The organism is Pseudomonadota bacterium (genome assembly GCA_022361155.1).
In the GTDB taxonomy this organism is placed as follows: domain Bacteria; phylum Myxococcota_A; class Polyangia; order Polyangiales; family JAKSBK01; genus JAKSBK01.
Map to the genome: position 1 here is coordinate 1 of JAKSBK010000230.1, position 17,400 is coordinate 17,400.

General features: G+C 67.3%; 12 protein-coding genes. 3 read left to right on the forward strand and 9 right to left on the reverse strand.

Annotation, left to right across the window (positions count from 1 at the left end; translation table 11 throughout):
- Positions 1 to 436, forward strand: a 436-nt coding sequence (locus tag MJD61_08770) for a hypothetical protein (GenBank protein ID MCG8555364.1), incomplete at its 5' end; no start/stop codon positions are given.
- Positions 437 to 517: 81 nt separating this feature from the next.
- Here MJD61_08770 and MJD61_08775 read toward each other — a convergent pair.
- The 4 genes from MJD61_08775 to MJD61_08790 all read right to left on the reverse strand — a co-directional run bounded on the left by MJD61_08775 (position 518) and on the right by MJD61_08790 (position 5,629).
- The gene (locus tag MJD61_08775; GenBank protein ID MCG8555365.1) at positions 518 to 1,978 is read right to left on the reverse strand and encodes an alpha-L-fucosidase; all 1,461 of its coding nucleotides are present in this window, start codon (positions 1,976 to 1,978) and stop codon (positions 518 to 520) included.
- Positions 1,979 to 2,087: 109 nt separating this feature from the next.
- Positions 2,088 to 2,822, reverse strand: a complete 735-nt coding sequence (locus MJD61_08780; GenBank protein ID MCG8555366.1) for a response regulator — start codon at positions 2,820 to 2,822, stop codon at positions 2,088 to 2,090.
- Between the two features lie 177 nt (positions 2,823 to 2,999).
- On the reverse strand, positions 3,000 to 4,634 hold the full coding sequence (locus MJD61_08785) for an ATP-binding protein (protein ID MCG8555367.1): 1,635 nt from the start codon (positions 4,632 to 4,634) through the stop codon (positions 3,000 to 3,002).
- A complete protein-coding gene (locus MJD61_08790; protein MCG8555368.1) occupies positions 4,631 to 5,629 on the reverse strand; it encodes a hypothetical protein in 999 nt (332 codons plus the stop codon). Before MJD61_08790 ends, MJD61_08785 begins: the two co-directional genes overlap by 4 nt.
- A 304-nt stretch (positions 5,630 to 5,933) precedes the next feature.
- Here MJD61_08790 and MJD61_08795 point away from each other — a divergent pair, with 304 nt between their 5' ends.
- Positions 5,934 to 7,493 carry an anion permease gene (locus tag MJD61_08795; protein MCG8555369.1) on the forward strand — a complete coding sequence of 520 codons (1,560 nt, stop codon included), beginning with the start codon at positions 5,934 to 5,936 and terminating at the stop codon, positions 7,491 to 7,493.
- A gap of 83 nt (positions 7,494 to 7,576) precedes the next feature.
- Positions 7,577 to 8,824 (forward strand): glycerate kinase, encoded by a 1,248-nt coding sequence (locus tag MJD61_08800; GenBank protein ID MCG8555370.1) that lies wholly within the window; start codon positions 7,577 to 7,579, stop codon positions 8,822 to 8,824.
- A gap of 61 nt (positions 8,825 to 8,885) precedes the next feature.
- Here the strand turns inward: MJD61_08800 and MJD61_08805 are convergent, their stop codons facing one another.
- The 5 genes from MJD61_08805 to MJD61_08825 form a co-directional block, all read right to left on the reverse strand.
- The gene (locus MJD61_08805) at positions 8,886 to 10,262 is read right to left on the reverse strand and encodes a 2-oxo acid dehydrogenase subunit E2 (protein ID MCG8555371.1); all 1,377 of its coding nucleotides are present in this window, start codon (positions 10,260 to 10,262) and stop codon (positions 8,886 to 8,888) included.
- 118 nt (positions 10,263 to 10,380) lie between these two features.
- Complete coding sequence (locus tag MJD61_08810) at positions 10,381 to 11,760, reverse strand: VWA domain-containing protein (GenBank protein MCG8555372.1); 1,380 nt, start codon at positions 11,758 to 11,760, stop codon at positions 10,381 to 10,383.
- A gap of 163 nt (positions 11,761 to 11,923) precedes the next feature.
- Entirely contained in the window at positions 11,924 to 13,984 is a 2,061-nt protein-coding gene (locus MJD61_08815; protein MCG8555373.1) for a hypothetical protein, read from the reverse strand.
- Positions 13,981 to 16,359: a hypothetical protein gene (locus tag MJD61_08820; protein ID MCG8555374.1), complete on the reverse strand. Its 2,379-nt coding sequence runs from the start codon at positions 16,357 to 16,359 to the stop codon at positions 13,981 to 13,983. Before MJD61_08820 ends, MJD61_08815 begins: the two co-directional genes overlap by 4 nt.
- Positions 16,360 to 16,595: 236 nt before the next feature.
- Positions 16,596 to 17,400, reverse strand: an 805-nt coding sequence (locus MJD61_08825) for a hypothetical protein (GenBank protein MCG8555375.1), incomplete at its 5' end; no start/stop codon positions are given.

The window sequence follows — 17,400 nt, forward strand, 5'->3', positions numbered from 1 at the left end:
CCTGCTGCGCTTTACCCGTATCGAGGTTCCCGACAAGCTGCCGGCCAGGAGCCAGCTTCACCTGGGAGGCTACGCCTTGGGGTTTTCGCGCCGCGAAAGACCGAAGCTGACGCGCAGCACGAAGCTGCTGGCCGCTGCAACACCGCGTTTTCAGACCCTGCTTTTCAGCCTCGGCGGGGATCGGCAGCGGCCGAAGATGGCAGCGCGCGGTTACCTCGGCGTCAAGGACCACCACACGCGAGAGAGGCTTTTCGTGCTGCCCTACCACGCAATCCGCCTCGTCCGCGGCAAGACGTTGCTCCTGGCTCAAGCGTGCTATGGCAGCGCACGCCGCATCGACCCCACCCTCTGGAGCAAGCGCTTCGAGCTGACGGAGCTCACGAGCCAAGGAGTACAGCTCAACGTCGACGGCCAGAAGGAACAAGCATCGTTCTAGCCTGGTACTTGAGTTTCCGGTTCTCGAGTGGCTCGGCCATCACGTTTCCGGGCAAGGGCAAGGGCAAGGGCAAGCCGACGCCTAAGACGACCCGGGCGTGAGCACCACGACCGTTGCGATGGGGTCGGGCGGGTCTGGTGGCAAGCCAACGGTCACCTTGTCCCCCTCCGAGCTGATCATGAGCGGGGTCTTGTTGGCGTCAGACAGCAGGTGCGCCGCGGCAGGTTTGCGACCAAGCGCAGGCAGCTCTAGCCTGCCGTCCTTGGGCCAATCGAAGACATGGGCGAAGAGCTTGTCGCCCTTGCTTGTGAAGCGACCCCAAGCCGGCGGCTTTACCGGGCTGGCCGTGGTGCCGTAGATCGCGTCCGAGTTGACCTTCATCCACCTGCCCATCCCCTTGAGACGCTCCACGCTTGCAGCGGGGATGAGCCCTTCGGCCGTAGGACCCACGTTCAGAAGGTAGTTGCCGCCCTTGGAGGCGATATCGATCAGGTTTCGGACCAGGGTCTCGGTCGACTTCCAGTTGTGGTCGTCGTGCTTGAAGCCCCAGGTGTCGTTCATGGTCATGCAGCTCTCCCAGTCCACACCGGGGAGTCCTGTCGGCGGAATCTGCTGCTCCGGCGTTCCGAAGTCTCCGACATGACCCTGCTTGCTGAGCCCCTCCATGCCCTTGCGGCCCTTGCCCACGCGGTTGTTGATGATGATGTCCGGCTTCAGTCCACGCAGCAGCTGGTAGACGTCCCGTCCGTCTTCCTCGGTCCACCACGCTATCCACTCGCCATCAAACCACAAGACTGCCGGATCCAAGCCGCTCATCAATTCCTTCAGCTGGCCTTTCATGTAATCCACGTACTCCTGCTTGCGGCCGGCGTGGATGAAGTTGTCGGAGTAGCCGCCCTTGGGATCGTGCATCGCAGGGTGATGCCAGTCCAGGATGGAATGGTAGACAGTGAAACGCAGCCCGTGCTTCTTGCAGGCCTGCGCCAGCGGTGCCAGCAGATCCTTCTTGTAGGGCGTGCGATCCACCACATCCCAGTCCGAGACTTTCGTATCCCATAAAGCAAAACCATCGTGGTGCTTGGACGTGATAACCAGGTACTTCATGCCCGCTTCTTTGGCCAGGCGCACCCAAGCATCCGGATCGTACTTCACAGGGTTGAAGCCGGCCGCGTACTTCTCGTATTCGGCGCGAGGAATGTTGCCGTGCTTCTGAATCCATTCGCCGTTGCCCTCGATGTGTTTGCCCTTGTGCCGCCCGGCGGGCACGGCGTAGACACCCCAGTGAATGAACATGCCGAAACGTGCCTGCCGCCACCACGCCATGCGTGCATCGCGATCCGCCTTGCTTTCCTCAAAGACGTCCTTGGGAACAGCAGCGCTCGTGGCTGCATGCGGATCCTTTGCATGCGGGTCGGCTGCCGGCGAAGCGGCGGCCGGTGTCTCGCTCTTGTCGGACGGGGTGCAAGCCAAGCCCAGTACGCCCATGGCCATCGAGCACCACGCAAGCCGCCGCGCACGGATTTCGCGGGCGAGGTATGCCATCGACCTTCTCCTCGTAGTCGGCCCGCCGTCTGGCAGGGCGCGGGCTGCGAGGTTAGCACGCGCGGCGCCCAATCCTCACCGAAACACACGAGTTGTTCTTCCGCGGGCCCTAATGGATCTGTGCGGCCCGAGCCCCGGCGATCAAGCGCAGCACGTTGCTCACGTCGCCCGCGGCCCGCACCTGCACCTCGGGCAGCTCCGCGGCCGCGTCGGCCAGATCGCGTGGGGTATCCTCGTCCATGAGCGCGATCATCGTCGCGTGACCGAAGTGGGCGGCCACCAGGCTGTTTGCCGCGAGCAGCGCGCTCGGCTCGTCCGTGCGCACGATGCAAACGTCCACGTGCGCGGCATCACCGAGCGCCCTGGCCTGTTCCGGGGTCTCGCAAACCACCGTCTTGACGTCGGCCCTGGCGAGCCCTTCGGCCAAATCCCAGCAGTCCCGCACGCCCGGCAGCGCAAGCACCACGGGGTGGCTGAGCGCACGGTGCAGCACCCCGGAGAGGTGCTCGGGCGAAAGGGGCTTGCGTAGCACGGCGAAGGCCCCATCCAGAATGGCCTGATCCAGTTGATCGTCCGTTGCGTAGGCGGTGATCAGCACCACCGCCATGCCCGGGTGCTCGAGCTTGAGGGCCTGCAGGGTCTCGAGCCCGCTGAGGCCGGGCATGCGGTAATCGGTCACGACTACGTCGAAACGCTGCTGCCGGGCGCGCTCCAGGGCCTGATGCCCGTCGGCGACGGCCTCCACGAGAAAACCGTCGAGCTCCAGATTCGCGGCAAGCGTTGCTCTTTGGCCGGCATCGTCGTCCACGACCAGCACTCGCTTCAAGGACACTGCCTGTTGCATGCTCACCACCTTGCGCGCATTGGCTAGTTCCCCGCCCGATTCCCCTTCCGAGGCTCATTCCCGCCGCCTGGCTTGCAGCGCGCGCCATGCGCGGTGCGGAGTCTCGAAGCGGGGCGCCCGTTACATTAACTCACCCGCAGCGCGAATTCTACGATCGGTTACGCGTTTGTCTGCTGGTCAGGGACCTGCGTCCCGCTCGGGCTGAGCCGAGGGCAGGCGGACCGTGAAGGTGGAACCGGAACCGGGCGTGCTTTGCACATCGATCCGGCCGCCGTGACGCTCCACGATATCGTTCACGATGGCCAGCCCGAGTCCTGTACCCGCTGGTTTGGTAGTGAACAGCGGTTCGAACAAGTGCTTCTCCTGCTCCGGGGAGATACCGCAGCCGTCATCCTGAACCTCGATCACGTGCTGGCGGTCCTCTTGGCGCAGGTCGATCTTGACGCGTCCCGGCCGTCCCTCGGGGATCGATTGCATGCTGTTCTGCACCAGATTCAACAGGAGCTGCCGCAGCATGCCCTCGTCGGCCTCCAGCGCGGGCAAGTCCTCGGGCACGTGGGCTTCGATGTCGACGCGGCTGGGGATCTTGGACAGCTCCGCCACCTCGAGCGCGAGCGCCTTCAAGGACACGTCCCTGCAGTTAGGCGCGCGCTCGCGACCGTAGTCGAGCAGGTCCGTCAGGATCACGCTGATGCGATCCACCTCCTGGCCAATGAGCTCGACGAACTGCTCGATGCGGGGATCCGTGGTCTGCTGCGCGCCTTTGAGCCTGCGTGCGACGTAGTGCTGAGCGTTTTTGATCACGCCGAGGGGATTGCGCAGCTCGTGCGCCACGCCACCGGCGAGGGCGCCCAGCGCGGAGAGCTTTTCCATCCGGGCCAGCTGGGTGGTGTGGGCCTGCTGTTGCTCATGGACCTGCCTGAAATCGCGCGCTGCCAAGTTGAGCGAGCGCGCGATGCGCGCGAACTCGTCCTGACCGGAAGCGCGCATGGCGCCGCTCCATCTCCCTTCGGCCAGCTCCTGAGCCCGGGAGATCAAGGTATCCATGCCCGCGTCCACCGCACGCGCCGTCCGCCACGACAGGCCGAAGCCTATGACAATCGTGGTGGCGAGCGCGAACAGCTGAAGCAGCGCGACCGTCTCGAGGTCGCTGCTCGCTTCTTGCCAGGCAAGCCGCGAAAGCGTCCTTTCACTCTGTATGAGCGCGTCCAGCCGCACCAGCACGTCGTGCTCGAAGGGCTCCTCGCTGAGGTTCCAGGCCGTGGCAGCACCATCGTTCCGCTCCAGGCCTCCGGCGCCTTCCTCGATCGCGCTGCCCTTGTCGATCGCGCCGCCCTTGTCGATCGCGCCGGCCTTGTCGATCGCGCTGCCCTTGTCGATCGCGCCGGCCTCGTCGGGCCGGCCGTCCCCAACCCCGTCTGCTTTCGAATCCTGTGCCGCCGAATACCGTACCGCAGCGTATACGCTCTCGGCGAACGCTTCGAAGCGCGTCACCATACCCGCCAGCGAAGCCGATTTCGGGGACCTGGCGAAATGCGGCTTGAGCTGTTCGGTCAGGTCGCGGATCGCTTCGTGCGACTCGCGCAGCTCCTCCTCGCCCTCACCACCGGCAAGCACATCGAACACCTCGTCGCTGAAGCGCAGCATACTGGTGCGTAGCTCGAGCAACACAACGATCGTTCGGTCCGCCTCCGCGCGCCGCGCGACCGCGCCTTCGACCATGGACTGGCCCACCACGGCGCAGAAAATCGCGACCACCACGCCTGCGGCTACGCTCGAAAACAGGTAGCGGATCTGTCTGCGAATACTCACGGAGAAGGCCTGCCGTCGGAGCCAAGGAAGTCGTGTTCGACAACCAGGATAGCGCGCAGCCCGTAGCCTGCTTCGCCGCGCTCGATGGCGAGCTCTGCAGCGGCGCTGAGCTGGATGTTGGGCGCGAGCTTGTAGACCGCGCCCGATCCGAGGGTCAGGCTCGGAGGCCCGAGCAAGCCCGCGCCCATTTCGAACAGCGGCACCAGGTTGCCCACAGGAAAAAACATGCTTAGCGCAGCCGAGGCTTCGACCTCGAGCTCCTTCTCGGACTCGTCGTGCGCCTGGGAGGTCTCGACCTCCGCCCGCAGCAACGCAGCGTAACGCACCCGGCCCAGCGCCGCGTGCAGCACCACGAAATGCTCCAGACCCCAGCCCGCATCGTCCGACGGGTGCGGCAGCGTGAGCTCGAGCCCCGTGCCCACGCCGAGCTCGGGCTCGAGGCACAGCAGCGGCGCGAAGTAGACCCCAAGCTCGGGCGCGCTCACCGGGCTGTCCGGATCAGCGCCCGCGCTGTGCTCGAGCGAAATCTCGAGTTCGACCTGGAGCCTCGAAGTCAGCCCGAACTCGAGGGCCGCTGCGGACCCGAACATGTCCCCATCCGGGGTGCGCAAGCCATGACCTAGCAGCGTGAGCTGCAGCTCCGCCAGTTCCTGCGGGTAGACCGCCTCGCCCACGAAAAGCTCCTGCAGAACCTGCGGAAACTCGTCGTCCTCGTCGACCGCTGCGTCGTCATCGCCCGGGCCGGCGCCAGCGTCCTCGTCGACCGCTGCGTCGTCATCGCCGGGGCCGGCGCCAGCGTACTGCGCGGTTGCGGGGACGCTGCAGACCAGCCAGAGGGCGAGCGGCGACGCCCATGTCCACCCAACCTGAAACTTCCGTTTCCGGATAGTCCCCGAACGGGCCCACGGAACGCCGGTGGCGGGAGCCGACCCTAGCCCGCAACGAAGTTCCGGGGTCAGGCCCGTGCTCAGATCCTCGAGGAGGCTCCCAGACACCGTTCCACATAGGTTCTGTGGGCGGCCACATGCCCACACTCACACCCCTGGCTTGTAGCACTGGGCCCCAACACCTCGCCATGGAAGCCCACAAGCGGGCGCCACGAAACGATCGCAGTTGGCCTATTCGTGCACAAGCCAAACCGCGACAGCGCCCGCGGGCAGCCAGCGGCCGGGAAGCGGCCCCGGGGCGGCCCCGGGGCGGCGCGTTGCCAGGCTGTTGGCATCGTGTCACATAAACGTCGTCAAGTGCCTTGTTGCAGAGCGTCACCTTCGGACGCGTGGGCCGGAAGGCGAATGCCGAATGGACGAAGTGGAATGCTCGCGGGGCAGCGACGGAGAATCGCCGGCTGCACCCGGTTCGCCGTCGAGTAAAGGGTGCGCCCCGCAGCGCAGCGACGCGCAGGGCAGCGACGCCCAGGCCACCCAGCCCGCACCGGGTCCCCGCTCAGCGGGCGAGCCGCATGACCGGGCGCGCCGCACCAGGGCTTTGTGGCTGGGCGCTGCGCTGCCTGCCGGCGTGGGCCTGAGCATCGCGCTCGGCCTGCCCGAGCTTGGGTCCTATGCCCAGGTCTCGCTGGGGGTGTTCGTGGCGGCAGTCTGCGCATGGACGTTCACAAGGCTCGACGAGACGTTCGTGGCACTCGGTGGCGCGCTGGTGTTCGTGATCGCCGGCCTCGAGACCCCGCGCGCGTTCTTCGACGCCCTGGGGCACGACATGGTCTGGCTCTTGATCGGCGCCTGTGTGGTGGCCGAAGGGGTCAAGCAGTCGGGCTTGTCCCTGCGCCTGACCGCGGCCGTCGTGCAAAAGACCCGCAGTATCTCGCACATATGCTACGCGCTGACGGGCCTCATGGTGCTGATGGCCCTGGTGATGCCCTCCACTTCGGGCCGTGCAGCCTTGATGGTGCCCGTGTTCGCAAGCCTGAGCAGCGAGCTGCGCAGTCGCAGCATCAGTCGGGCACTGGCGCTTCTCATTCCGAGCGTCGTGCTGCTGTCCTCGGTGGGCTCGCTGCTGGGAGCGGGGGCCAACGTCGTGGCCGCCGACCTGCTGCAGCGGATGGACGGCACCCGCATCGATTACCTAGACTGGCTGGCGCTGGGCCTGCCCTTTGCGGCGCTCAGCTCGTTCCTCGCGGCCTGGCTCATCTTGCGTATCTTCCTGACCGAGGAAGAGCGCAGGCAGAAACTCTCGCCGGCCTCGCTTTCGGCTCATGCTGACGGGGAGCTGAGCCGGGCCGAGCGTTATGTCTTGCTGACCGTCGGCGCGCTGGTCGCGCTCTGGGTCAGCGAGCCCGTGCATGGCGTGAACAACGTCGTGATCGCGCTGCTCGGTGCGCTGGTGCTGGCAGCACCGCGATTCGGCTGCTTCAGGCTCGGTCAGGTTCTCAAGAACGTGGAATGGGGCCTGATCGTGTTCATGGCCGCCACACTCAAGCTGTGCAGTCATTTGCTCGAGTCGGGGGCAGCCGCATGGCTGATCCAGCAGCCCATGAAGCTCGTGCGCGGCGCGGACTCGACCTCGATCGCGTTGGCGCTGGTTGCGACCACGCTGGTTTCGCTCGGCGCCCACCTGGTCATAGCCTCGCGCACCGCGCGGGTGTCGGTCCTTGTGCCCTTTGTCCTGCTGCTCGCGAGCGCGTACGGCGCAAACCCGGTTACCTTGGTGTTTGCGTCCGTGGCCGCTGCGGGCTTCTGCCTCACGCTGCCCATCAGCGCCAAGCCCCTCGCGCTGTTTTGGCAGCTTGACCGCCCCACCTACGAGGCGCGCGATCTGCTGCGGCTCAGCGCGGTGCTGGGCCCCGTGCACATGCTGCTTGTCTTGGGATTTGCGTTTGTCGTGTGGCCAGAGCTGGTGCCATGAGCGCTCGAGTTGTCATGAGCAGACCGGTGGATAGGATCGTTGCTGCGACTTGACACGTCGCTGCAGCAACCCAAGGAGCTCTTATGCGGACCCTAGTTGCGCCGTGTGGTTTCAAGGAAAGCCTGACAGCCGATCAGGCCGCCGACGCCATGGCGCGGGGGGTGTACTCGGCCGTGCCCACCGCCAGGGTGCTCAAGGCGCCGATGGTCGACGGGGGGGAGGGCTTTACCAACGCGATCGTGCGGGCTGCCGGCGGCGCGCTGCTCTACCGCATGGTCAAGGGACCGGTCGGCAAGACGGTCTGCGCACATTTCGGACTCATCGATACCTCGGAAGGACGGACCGGCGTGATCGAGATGGCCGCCGCCGCCGGCCTGCGGCTGGTGCCGCGCAGTGCGCGCGATCCCAGGCAAACCACGAGCTACGGAGTTGGAGAGCTGATGGGCGCGGCGCTCGACGCGGGCGCGCAGCGCTTGCTGATCGGTTGCGGTGATTCGGGCATCTGCGACGGGGGCGCAGGCATGGCCCAGGCGCTTGGGATCGGCCTCCTGGATGGCGACGGAAACCCCATCGGCCTGGGCGGCTCCGAGCTATTGCGCCTGCGACAGATCGATTTGTCCACGTCACGCATCCCGCGCGAAAGCGTGCACATCGACGTGGCGGTCAACTGGCACAACGAGCTGCTCGGCCCGCGCGGTGTGGCCCGTGTCTTCGGCCCCCAAAAGGGCGCCGGTCCCGAGGCGATCCGCGAGCTCGAGGCTGGCCTCGAGAATCTCACCACCCTGATCTGGCGCAGCGTCCGCGTCGACGTGGGGAGCATGGCTGGAGCGGGTGCCTCGGGGGGGCTGGGAGCGGGCCTGGCCGGGTTGCTGGGTGCGCGGCTGCACCCGCGCTACGACATCGTCATGCAGTATCTCGAGCTCGACGAGCTGCTCAAGCGTTGCGATGTGGTGTTGACAGCCGAAGGACAGCTCGACGAGCAGACCCCACGGGGCAAGGTTCCGGCCGAGATCGGACGCCGCGCAAAGCTCCTGGGGCTGCCGGTCATCGCGCTGGCGGGTCGACTCGGTCGAAAAGCGGAGCTGAACCTGAAGCACGGTATCGACGCCTATTTCAGCATCGTCGACGGGCCGCGCCAGCTCGACACGTGCCTGCAGGACGCCCAGGAGCTGCTGCAGCACGCTACCGAGCATGCCCTGCGCACCGTGCAAATCGGGCGGCTGCTGCAGGCCCGCAACACGCTGCGAAGAACCGAACGGCGTACGCCTACCTCAAGACCGCCCGGGGAGACACCTGCCACGACCCGGGTGCACGACCCGAACGACTCGTAGCACCCCAGCTCGTGCCCCGATCTGCGGTTCGGGCCAGGTTGGTGCGCGAAGCACGGCCATCCTACTCCCGGTAGGATGGCCAGCGCTCCAGCGCCTCTACGAGCAGCTGCAGGAACCGGTTGGCCGTGTAGCCGTTGAGCGCGCGGTGGTCCAGGGTCAGGGTCACGTAGACCAGGGGACGCACCGCGATCCGATCTTCACCGGCCTCTTCGAGCACCACCAGCCGCTTCTGGAGCTTGCCGACGCCGAGAATCGCCGACTGCGGCTGATGGATGATCGGGGTGGCGATCAGGCTCCCGCTGACGCCGTGGTTGGTGATCGTGAAGGTGCCGTGCTGCACGTCGGCCTGCCTGAGCTTGCCCTGCCGTGCTCGCTCGGTCAGGTCGCGGAGCGCCTGCGCGATCCCAAGCAGGTTCAGGTCCTGCGCCCGCCCGATCACCGGTACCACGAGCAGGTCCTTGACCGCCGTTCCTATGCCTATGTTGCAATCGGCGAACAACTCGAGGCCGTCGTCGTGCCAGCGCGAGTTGACTTCGGGAACTGCCTTGAGGGCTTGTACGCTGGCCGCCACGAAGTAGGCGGTCAGCGTGAGCTTGGCGCCTCGCGCGGCGAAATCCGCCTTGTGCGCCTCGCGGTGCCTCAGCACGGCGCTCAGGTCCGCCTCGAAGATGGTGGTGACGTGGGGGGCGGTCCTGAGCGCGCTCTGCACCATGTGAGCGGCTAGCTGCCTGCGCATGGGCGAGTGCGGCTCACGCCGGCTTTGGGGCGGGCGCGTGTTGTCCGGCTGCCGGCCGCCGGGCGGCGATGCTGGCGGGCCGGCATCGCCGGGAATCTCACCCAGGCCCGGCGAAATCACGCTCTCCGATTGCAAACCGCGCGGCGGCGTTGCTGCCACGCCAGCCGCGCCGGGAACGTATCGGAGCGCCGGCTCCTCGGAGCCGCCTGGCGCTTCTTGCCGCCGAGGGGCGCTGACTTGCGCCAGCTGCGCCTCTACGTCTCCCACCGTGATCCTGCCGCCGCGCCCGCTGCCTCGCAGCGATGCCACGTCGAGGTTGTGGCGCTTGATCAAGCGGCGCACCGCGGGGCTCAAGCGCCGCGATAGGTCGGAGGCCGCTTCGGTGCGAGCGGAGGTGGGCGAAAGGCCGGCCGCCTGCGGCGCGGCGCTCGCAGGCCCACCCGCGTCCGCCCGCGTGCGGGCGGTATCTATACGCCCGAGGACCACCCCGGGCACGACCTTGTCGTCGGTCTGCTTCAACACCTCGATCAACACCCCCGACGCCGGCGCCGCCACCTCCAGCGTGACCTTATCCGTCACGATCTCCAGCAAAGGCTGGTTCTCGTCCACGAACTCGCCGGCTCGTTTGAGCCAGCTGCCAACGAGCCCCTCCGAGCTCTCGTCGTCGGACTCCGGTGCAGTTATATCGACCAGGTTGGACATCGGTGCGGCCTTGAGGGGGTCCGTCTAACCCACGAACCATATGGCTCGCCGGTATTTGGAAAACGCGGGATCAATGGAATGCGTGCCATGGGACCTGGCAACCCCGCCTCCGTAGCTCCTATTGCGGTCCTAGGGTCGCGCAGCCCACCTGAATACTGACCGAGGCCGTACCTTGGTTCATCCTGAGCGCCGCGCAGCCCGGGTCGCAAATAATGATGCGCGCCGGGATGCCGCCTAGCATGGGGTCGATGTCGTAATACCAGCCGTTTGGTGCTCCCAGGCAGTTCAAGGGGTTGGCCACGTAGGGCATGGTCTGCTGGCCAAAGCTGTTGGTGGATACGACGTTGACCTTGAGGTAGTCGAGCGGTCGATTGGGCATGTTGGAGGGCGGGATCTGAAACTCGCAGCTCTGAAGCGCCGCCCCGCGAATCGCCTGCAGCGACTGTAGAAACTGCGCGGTGAGATCTTGACCCACCACCGCGATCAGAGCCTGGCCGCCACCCGAAGCCGCGAGCGCCCGCATGTCGGCCTGGGCCATGACCTCGTCCGAGGCATAGACGCCGATGACGAAGGTGCGGGCCGAGGGAATGCTCTGCAGGGCTTGCGTCGCGATCGCCTGCAGTCCGCTGAGCTCGGTCGGGCTGCAGCTGGTGGGCTCGCCGTCGGTGACCAGCACCGCCACCGCCGTGCGCTCGGGGTGCAGCCGGAGCCTGTGGGCCACCTGCTGAGTGGCTCCGGTCAGCGCCGGGCCCATCGGGGTCGAGCCGCTCGGGTTGACCGATCCCAGCGACACCACGAGCGGGTTGGTGTTGAAGGGCAGCTCCCCGATCGGAACCGCCGGCGAGGCGTAGCTCGCCGCCTCGCAACGCTGGCCCGAGTCGGGATGCGGGAAATACTGCAGGCCCACGCCCACGCCGATCGAGCGCGGATCGCTGACGAAGCTTCGCAGGGCTGCCGTGACGGCCTCCCACTTGGTGGTCGAGCTTTCGTTCCCGATGGCCGTGTCCATCGAGCCCGACCGATCCAGCATCACGTACAGGTCGACCGGCGAGTGCGTGGCCTCCACGTACACGCCCGCGCACACGGGCGGCATCGAAACGCCTCCTGCCGTGCCGCCTGCGTTGCCGGCCAAGCCCAAGCCTGCAGTGCCGGTGAACCCTGCCAGGCCCCCGCCGCTGCCGGCCAAGGGCCCACCCAAGCCTGCGCTGCCGGTGAGCCCTGCCGTGGCGCCGTTACCAGCAAAAGGCACCAGGGAGCCGCCAGCGCCAGCTAAACCTGCCCCCGCGCCGGCGCCTTGGCCGGCGAACGGCGGTGACAGACCACCGCCGAATCCAGCGAAGCTGCCAGAACCAGACGCGCCGATCACGTTGGGTGGCAGCAGGGGTCCAGCATTGCCCGCGCCCCCGCCGGAGCAAGCGCACAACACCCCCAGGCCGGCAATCGCCAACACACCTGCCGTTCGGACACCGCAAGCGCTGAGTTCCGTCAATCCACGCACATTCCACCACCTTGCTGTCTGCCGGCTGCCAGCCGGCCCACTCGTCTACCGGCTATCAGCCGGCGGCAGCGTTCCAGGCCGATCCACCCTCGGCCTCAGGGACCACGCCGATTCGGCCTACACTCCCCCTTATCCCTCCAGTTATCGCTTCTTCACCACGGGGCTACAGAGGCAAACACCGCCCGATATCGCAAATATAGCCTTCCCGACACGCTTCCGCCACCTGGCAGGCTCGGACACAGATGGCTTGCGAGCCGGGCAGCCGCGGGCGCTGGTAACACCAAGCGCCGCCAGGGCAGAAATTGGGCCCCCCGACATCGCAGTCGCGCGTGCAGTGGCCCCTGGGCCAACCATGGCCTTTCAGACAGCGGCCGCCAGGGCAGTCGGCGTTGCGGGCGCACGGGTCACCGATCCGCCCTTCACCGGCCCAACACTCCTTCACACCGTCCCCGTCCGCATCCCAGCAATCCGTGGTCGTCCGGGGGCAGTCCCTGCGCTGCTGGCAGGTCGGCGCGCATAGGGACGCTTGCCGGTAGTCCGAGCTGACGCAGTGGCGCAACGCATCGCCCGGGTTGCACCATGTGGCTTCCGGGCAGCGAATGCTGCAGTAACCGTTGCGGAAGCCGACACCGGGCGTGAGGCAGACGCTGCGCGGATAGCCCCTGCAGTGGCTTGAGTCGATGCACGGGTCGGAAACTGCGCCCTGTCCGCCGCCCGAGGGCACGCACACGGGCTCCTTGGTGTCGAGGCAGGTCATCCCGGCGCTAGGGCAACTGCCCGGGCCTCCCTTGCAGGAGGGCAGACACATTGACTGCGGCATCTCCGGCACCCGTACGCACTCGCTGCCCGGCGGGCAGTCGCCGGGCTGGTTGCACACCCGCGAGCACAAGCCCCCCGGCCACCCGGACTGCCTTTCGGCGAAACACGCGAGGCCGGGACAGTCGCCAGGAGCGCGGCAGGGCCTTCCGACGGGCACGATCGGCAGAGGGCAGTCTGCGTCTTGATGGTAGGTGCAGCCCGGCGGGCAGCATCCATCGCCATTGGCACACCGGTTGATCTGCATCCAGCTGCAGCTCAGGTTGCAGCTTGCGCTGCTGCCGCTCGTCGTGTCCAGCGTGCAAGAATCGCCGTCCGCGCACGATGCCGGGCAGTGGCCTGCCTGCGGAAACGCAATCGCCGGGTCGCACGTCTCGCCTCGCTGAACCACGCCGTCCCCGCAGGTCCCGCTGCAGTCCGTATCGTTGTTCTGACTGCAGTTGGGCGCGCAGCACCCATCGCCGCTCTCGCAGGCGGTGATCTGCACGCTCTCGCACCGCACATCGCACGTGGACGGATCCCCGTACCTGCGGTCGCGCGTGCAAGGATTCCCGTCGTCGCAGCTGGCCGGGCACGGATCGCAGCGCTCGCCCCGGATCGGGTCGATGACGCCGTCGCCGCAGTGATTCTTGCAGTCGAGATCCACCGGGAAATCGCACGTTGGAGGGCAGCAGCGGTCACCGCTCAAGCAGTAGTCGACCGCGCGGGCCTTGCATTCGCTCGTGCAGGTTGCCGGGTCCCCCACCAGCGTGTCGACGCTGCAAGGATCGCCGTCGTCGCAGACCGTGGGGCAGAAGCCCGTCTGGGGCGCCGGTATCTTGGGATCGCAGCGTTCCCCCTGCTGCAGCAGCCCGTCGCCGCACAAGCTCGTGCAGTCGCTGTCCGAGCGCACATCGCATCGCGGGGGGCAGCAGGCGTCGTTGTCGACGCACTCGGCGACGGCTTCGTGCTCGCAGCTTGCGCTGCAGCGCTCCGGTGCTCCGGCCAGTTGGTCGCGGGTGCAGGGATCCCCATCGTCGCAGGAAGCTGGGCAGGCACCGGCTAGGCCGGGGGAGCGCCCCGGGTCGCACAGCTCCCCGGGCTGAAGCAAGCCGTCACCGCACAGGCCGGCGCAATCGGTGACCGTGTGCTCGCAGCGGGCACTGCAGGTGCCGGCATCGCCGAGAAGGTGGTCGGTGGTGCAGGGATTGCCGTCGTCGCAGGAGGCGGGGCAAGCACCCTCGAAACCGGACTGGATCGCCGAATCGCAGGTTTCGTGTGCTTGGCGCGTACCATCGCCGCACAGCGGGCTACGATCGCACGCCGCCGCCGCGAGCAACAGGGCCAGCAGGACCGACGCGCCTCCCGTCTGAGGCGCTTCCACTGCCGGTTGGACGTGTCCGCGTGACACGGGGGTCGCGTAACTCAAGGGCTCAGGCCCTCCAGGATCGTTGGGTAGCAGGCCCTAAACCCGCCTAGAACCAAATCGACACAGGCGTATCCGTCGCGGGTTGCGCAAGCCGGTCGCTTCTTGCAGGCGCGGTAGCATTTGAGATCGCTCGTAATGTCGCAAAACGACCCCGGCGGACAGGGGGACCAGGGACCGCACGACTTGGAGCAATAGCCTCCCGGATGCCCGGGCACGCCGTGGGAGCCTGCTGCCGTGAGACAGACCCCGGACTTGCAGTCCCCATCCTCGTTGCAAGGATCGCCGATGCGTCCCAAACCGGGCCAGCACTCTTTGTGGCCGTCTCGGTCGGCGTCCCAGCAGTCATAGCCCGGTGCACAGTCGCTTCTGCTCTGGCAGTACCTGGCACAAAGACCCGGAGTCGACCCGCGCCTTGACTGGCAACGCGAGCCCCCTGGACAGTCCAGCGGATCGAGCGCGTCGGAGCAGATCTGGCTGCAGTAGCCGTTTTTGAAGTTCGCCTCGGGAGGCCTCAGACACACCGTTTGTTTCTGGTTCTTGCGGGCGCAATCCGTGACCAGCGTGCACGGGTCGCCGACCAAGCCGCCGCGGTCGCCACCGAGCGGCGCGCACACGCCCGGGCTGGTGCACCCGTAGCCCGGCCGCTCGCACAAATCGCAGTGCACCAGGCAGCGCTTCTTGGCAAACCCGGGATACTCCGTGCACACGCTGCCCGGCGGGCAATCACCCGGCTGCGTGCAGTCCCTGCTGCACAGCCCGCCGGGCCAGCCCGTCACCGCCTCGGGCAGGCACTCCAGCGCGAATGCGCTGCAGTCCGGGGCGCTGGCGCAGGGCAGTCCCACGCCTCCAGCCGGGGGATCGCAGTCGTGGTCTTGGGCATAGCGGCAGCCGGTCGGGCAGCAACCGTCGCCGTGCTGGCACACGGCGATGTGGATGTGTGCGCAAAGAACGTTGCAGTGGGCGGGCATGCCCTGCAGCTTGTCGACCGTGCAGGCCACGCCGTCGTCGCAGCTCACGGGGCAGGCGCCCCTGGCTCCAGGCGGGATTGCGGGATCGCAGCTCTCTCCGGGACTCTGCACGATCCCATCGCCGCACAATTTCGAGCAGTCGGAGTCTTCCGTTACGCTGCAGCCTGGTGCGCAACATCCGTCGCCTGACGTGCAGTGCGTGATCGCGCGAAACTCGCACATGGCACTGCAGTCGAGCGGACTGCCGATGAGCACGTCTTCGGTGCAAGCCATGCCATCGGCGCAGCTGTGCGGGCATGCGCCTTGCTGGCCGGCGGCGATCCCGGGATCGCATTTCTCGCGCGGGGGCTGCAGCAGGCCATCGCCGCAGGGGTTTGGGCAGTCGCTGTCCATCCCAAAGGTGCAGTGCGGCAGGCAGCAACCGTCGCCGGAAACGCACTCGGTGATCTTGTCGTGCTTGCACTCTGCGGTGCAGCGTGCGGCCTCGCCCGTGAGCACATCCGTGGTGCATTCCTTCCCGTCGTCGCACGTGAGGGGGCATGCTCGGCCTGCGCCGATCGGAATGAGCGGATCGCATGTCTCGCCCGGTTGAATGATTCCGTCTCCGCACAAATGGGTGCAGTCCGGGTCGTTTGTCAGATCGCAGCCGGAGGGACAGCAGCCGTCGCCGGCCTGGCAGGCCTCGATGCTCGGGTACTCGCAGTGCGCGCTGCACATGGTGGCGCTGCCGACCAGATCGTTGCGGGTGCACGCGTTGTTGTCCTCGCACAGCGTGGGGCACGCGCCCGGGGCATCCACGGGCCGGCCTGGATCGCACTGCTCGAGGGGCTGCAGGATGCCGTCGCCGCAGATCCCGTCGCACGCCGGAGTCCGGAAGTGCTGGCAACGCGCATTGCACTGGCCCGGGATACCCGTCAGCACGTCGTGCGTGCATGGATCGGCATCGTCGCACGCTACCGGGCAGGAGTCCGCCAGGCCGGCAGGGATGGCCGGGTCGCAGGTCTCGTCCGGCTGCTTGACCCCATCGCCGCAGACGCTGACCGCGCCCGAGCCACAGCCAACGCCTGCCAGCGACAGCAGCGTGGCCGCCAGCCCGGCCGCCTGGATGGAACCCGAACGCTGCCTTCGTCGGTCCGAGGCCATGGCTTGCGTAACTCCGATCATCTCCAGCTCTGTGTCCGCGATGGAGCTAGTGGGGCCGGACTGCCCCCTGCCCTCACGCTCGAACGCTGCCACGTGCGAGCCGGGGCGGCCGTCGTACGCTGCCCTACCGACCAGGCTGGAGGCAAGACCACGCCTGACGAACTGGCTGGGCCCGTGTATAGCGCGAGCCGCGTCAAGGATCACTACCCCCGACGGCCTTTTTTGGATGGCGAGACGGGACGCCCGCGAGCCTGTTTCGCGCATGACCCCGCGTCTCCATGCCGGTGCTAAGGGCCCGCGGAAGAACAACTCGGGTGTTTCGGTGAGGACTGGGCGCTGCTGGCGAGGCGCGACGACGAGGAGCATTGGGGATACTTCGAGGAGGAGCAACATAGCCAGCGGTGGTCAGAACCGGCGAAATGGATGAGTTATTCTTCCGCGGGCCCTAACCCCAATGGCAGTGAACGAAAGTGCAGCGCAGCAGCATTTCGCGCGCAATCCTACTCGCATACGAGAAGGCGACCGCATTGGTAGCCCTCCCGGCACTCACTGCTCGTCATGCAGGCGGCAAGGCACTTGTTGCCCGGCAGGACGGAGCACCTCCCCCCATCCGGGCACACGCCGGGCGTACCCGCGTTGCACGTCTGGCTGCAGTATCCGGCGGGCCAGAGCATCCCCGTAAGGCACTCCCCTCCCAGACAGTGCCCCGGCTCGGAGCACGGGTCACCGATGCGGCCGAAGCCTCGCCAGCACTCGAGGACGCCGTCGCGGTCGGCGTCGTAGCAATCCACGCCAGCGTGGACTGCGGGGCCGCAGTCGACGCGGGACCGGCAGCCGCCAGCACACAGCTGGCGGCCCGTGGGAGCGTCGAGCAGGCAGTGGCTTTCCGGGCGACAGGGTCGCCCGGCGCCGCAGCGCTGCGAGCAATACCCGGTCTTGAAGCCGTGGCCCGCTTCGGTCAGGCAGAAGCCGAGCGTGTCTCCGCTGCACTGGCGCGTGCTCGTGCAGCTGGTGCCGATCGTAGCGCCAAGAGGCCCGTCGGCTCTGGGCACGCAGACTTGTTGCGCGCCGGCCTGTTGCGCACTGCCCTGTTGCGCAGCGCCCTGTTGCGCGCCGCCCAGGCACGCGTGCCCTGGCCGCTTGCAGTCGACATCGTCGAGACAACCGGGCAGGCACACCCGCTCCTTAATCTCGGCGAGGTCGACGCAGCGGCTCGCCTGAGGGCAATCGCCATGGGCCATGCAGCCGAGGCTGCACACCCCTCCGGGCCAGCCGGTGTGCTCCTGGGTCAAGCAGCGCAGCCCC

Excerpts from the sequence above, each read along its gene's own strand:
- MJD61_08805 (MCG8555371.1), bottom strand. The coding sequence starts at position 10,262 with ATGTCCAACCTGGTCGATATAACTGCACCGGAGTCCGACGACGAGAGC.
- MJD61_08795 (MCG8555369.1), top strand. The coding sequence starts at position 5,934 with ATGGACGAAGTGGAATGCTCGCGGGGCAGCGACGGAGAATCGCCGGCT.
- MJD61_08780 (MCG8555366.1), bottom strand. The coding sequence starts at position 2,822 with ATGCAACAGGCAGTGTCCTTGAAGCGAGTGCTGGTCGTGGACGACGAT.
- MJD61_08820 (MCG8555374.1), bottom strand. The coding sequence starts at position 16,359 with ATGCGCGAAACAGGCTCGCGGGCGTCCCGTCTCGCCATCCAAAAAAGG.
- MJD61_08800 (MCG8555370.1), top strand. The coding sequence starts at position 7,577 with ATGCGGACCCTAGTTGCGCCGTGTGGTTTCAAGGAAAGCCTGACAGCC.
- MJD61_08775 (MCG8555365.1), bottom strand. The coding sequence starts at position 1,978 with ATGGCATACCTCGCCCGCGAAATCCGTGCGCGGCGGCTTGCGTGGTGC.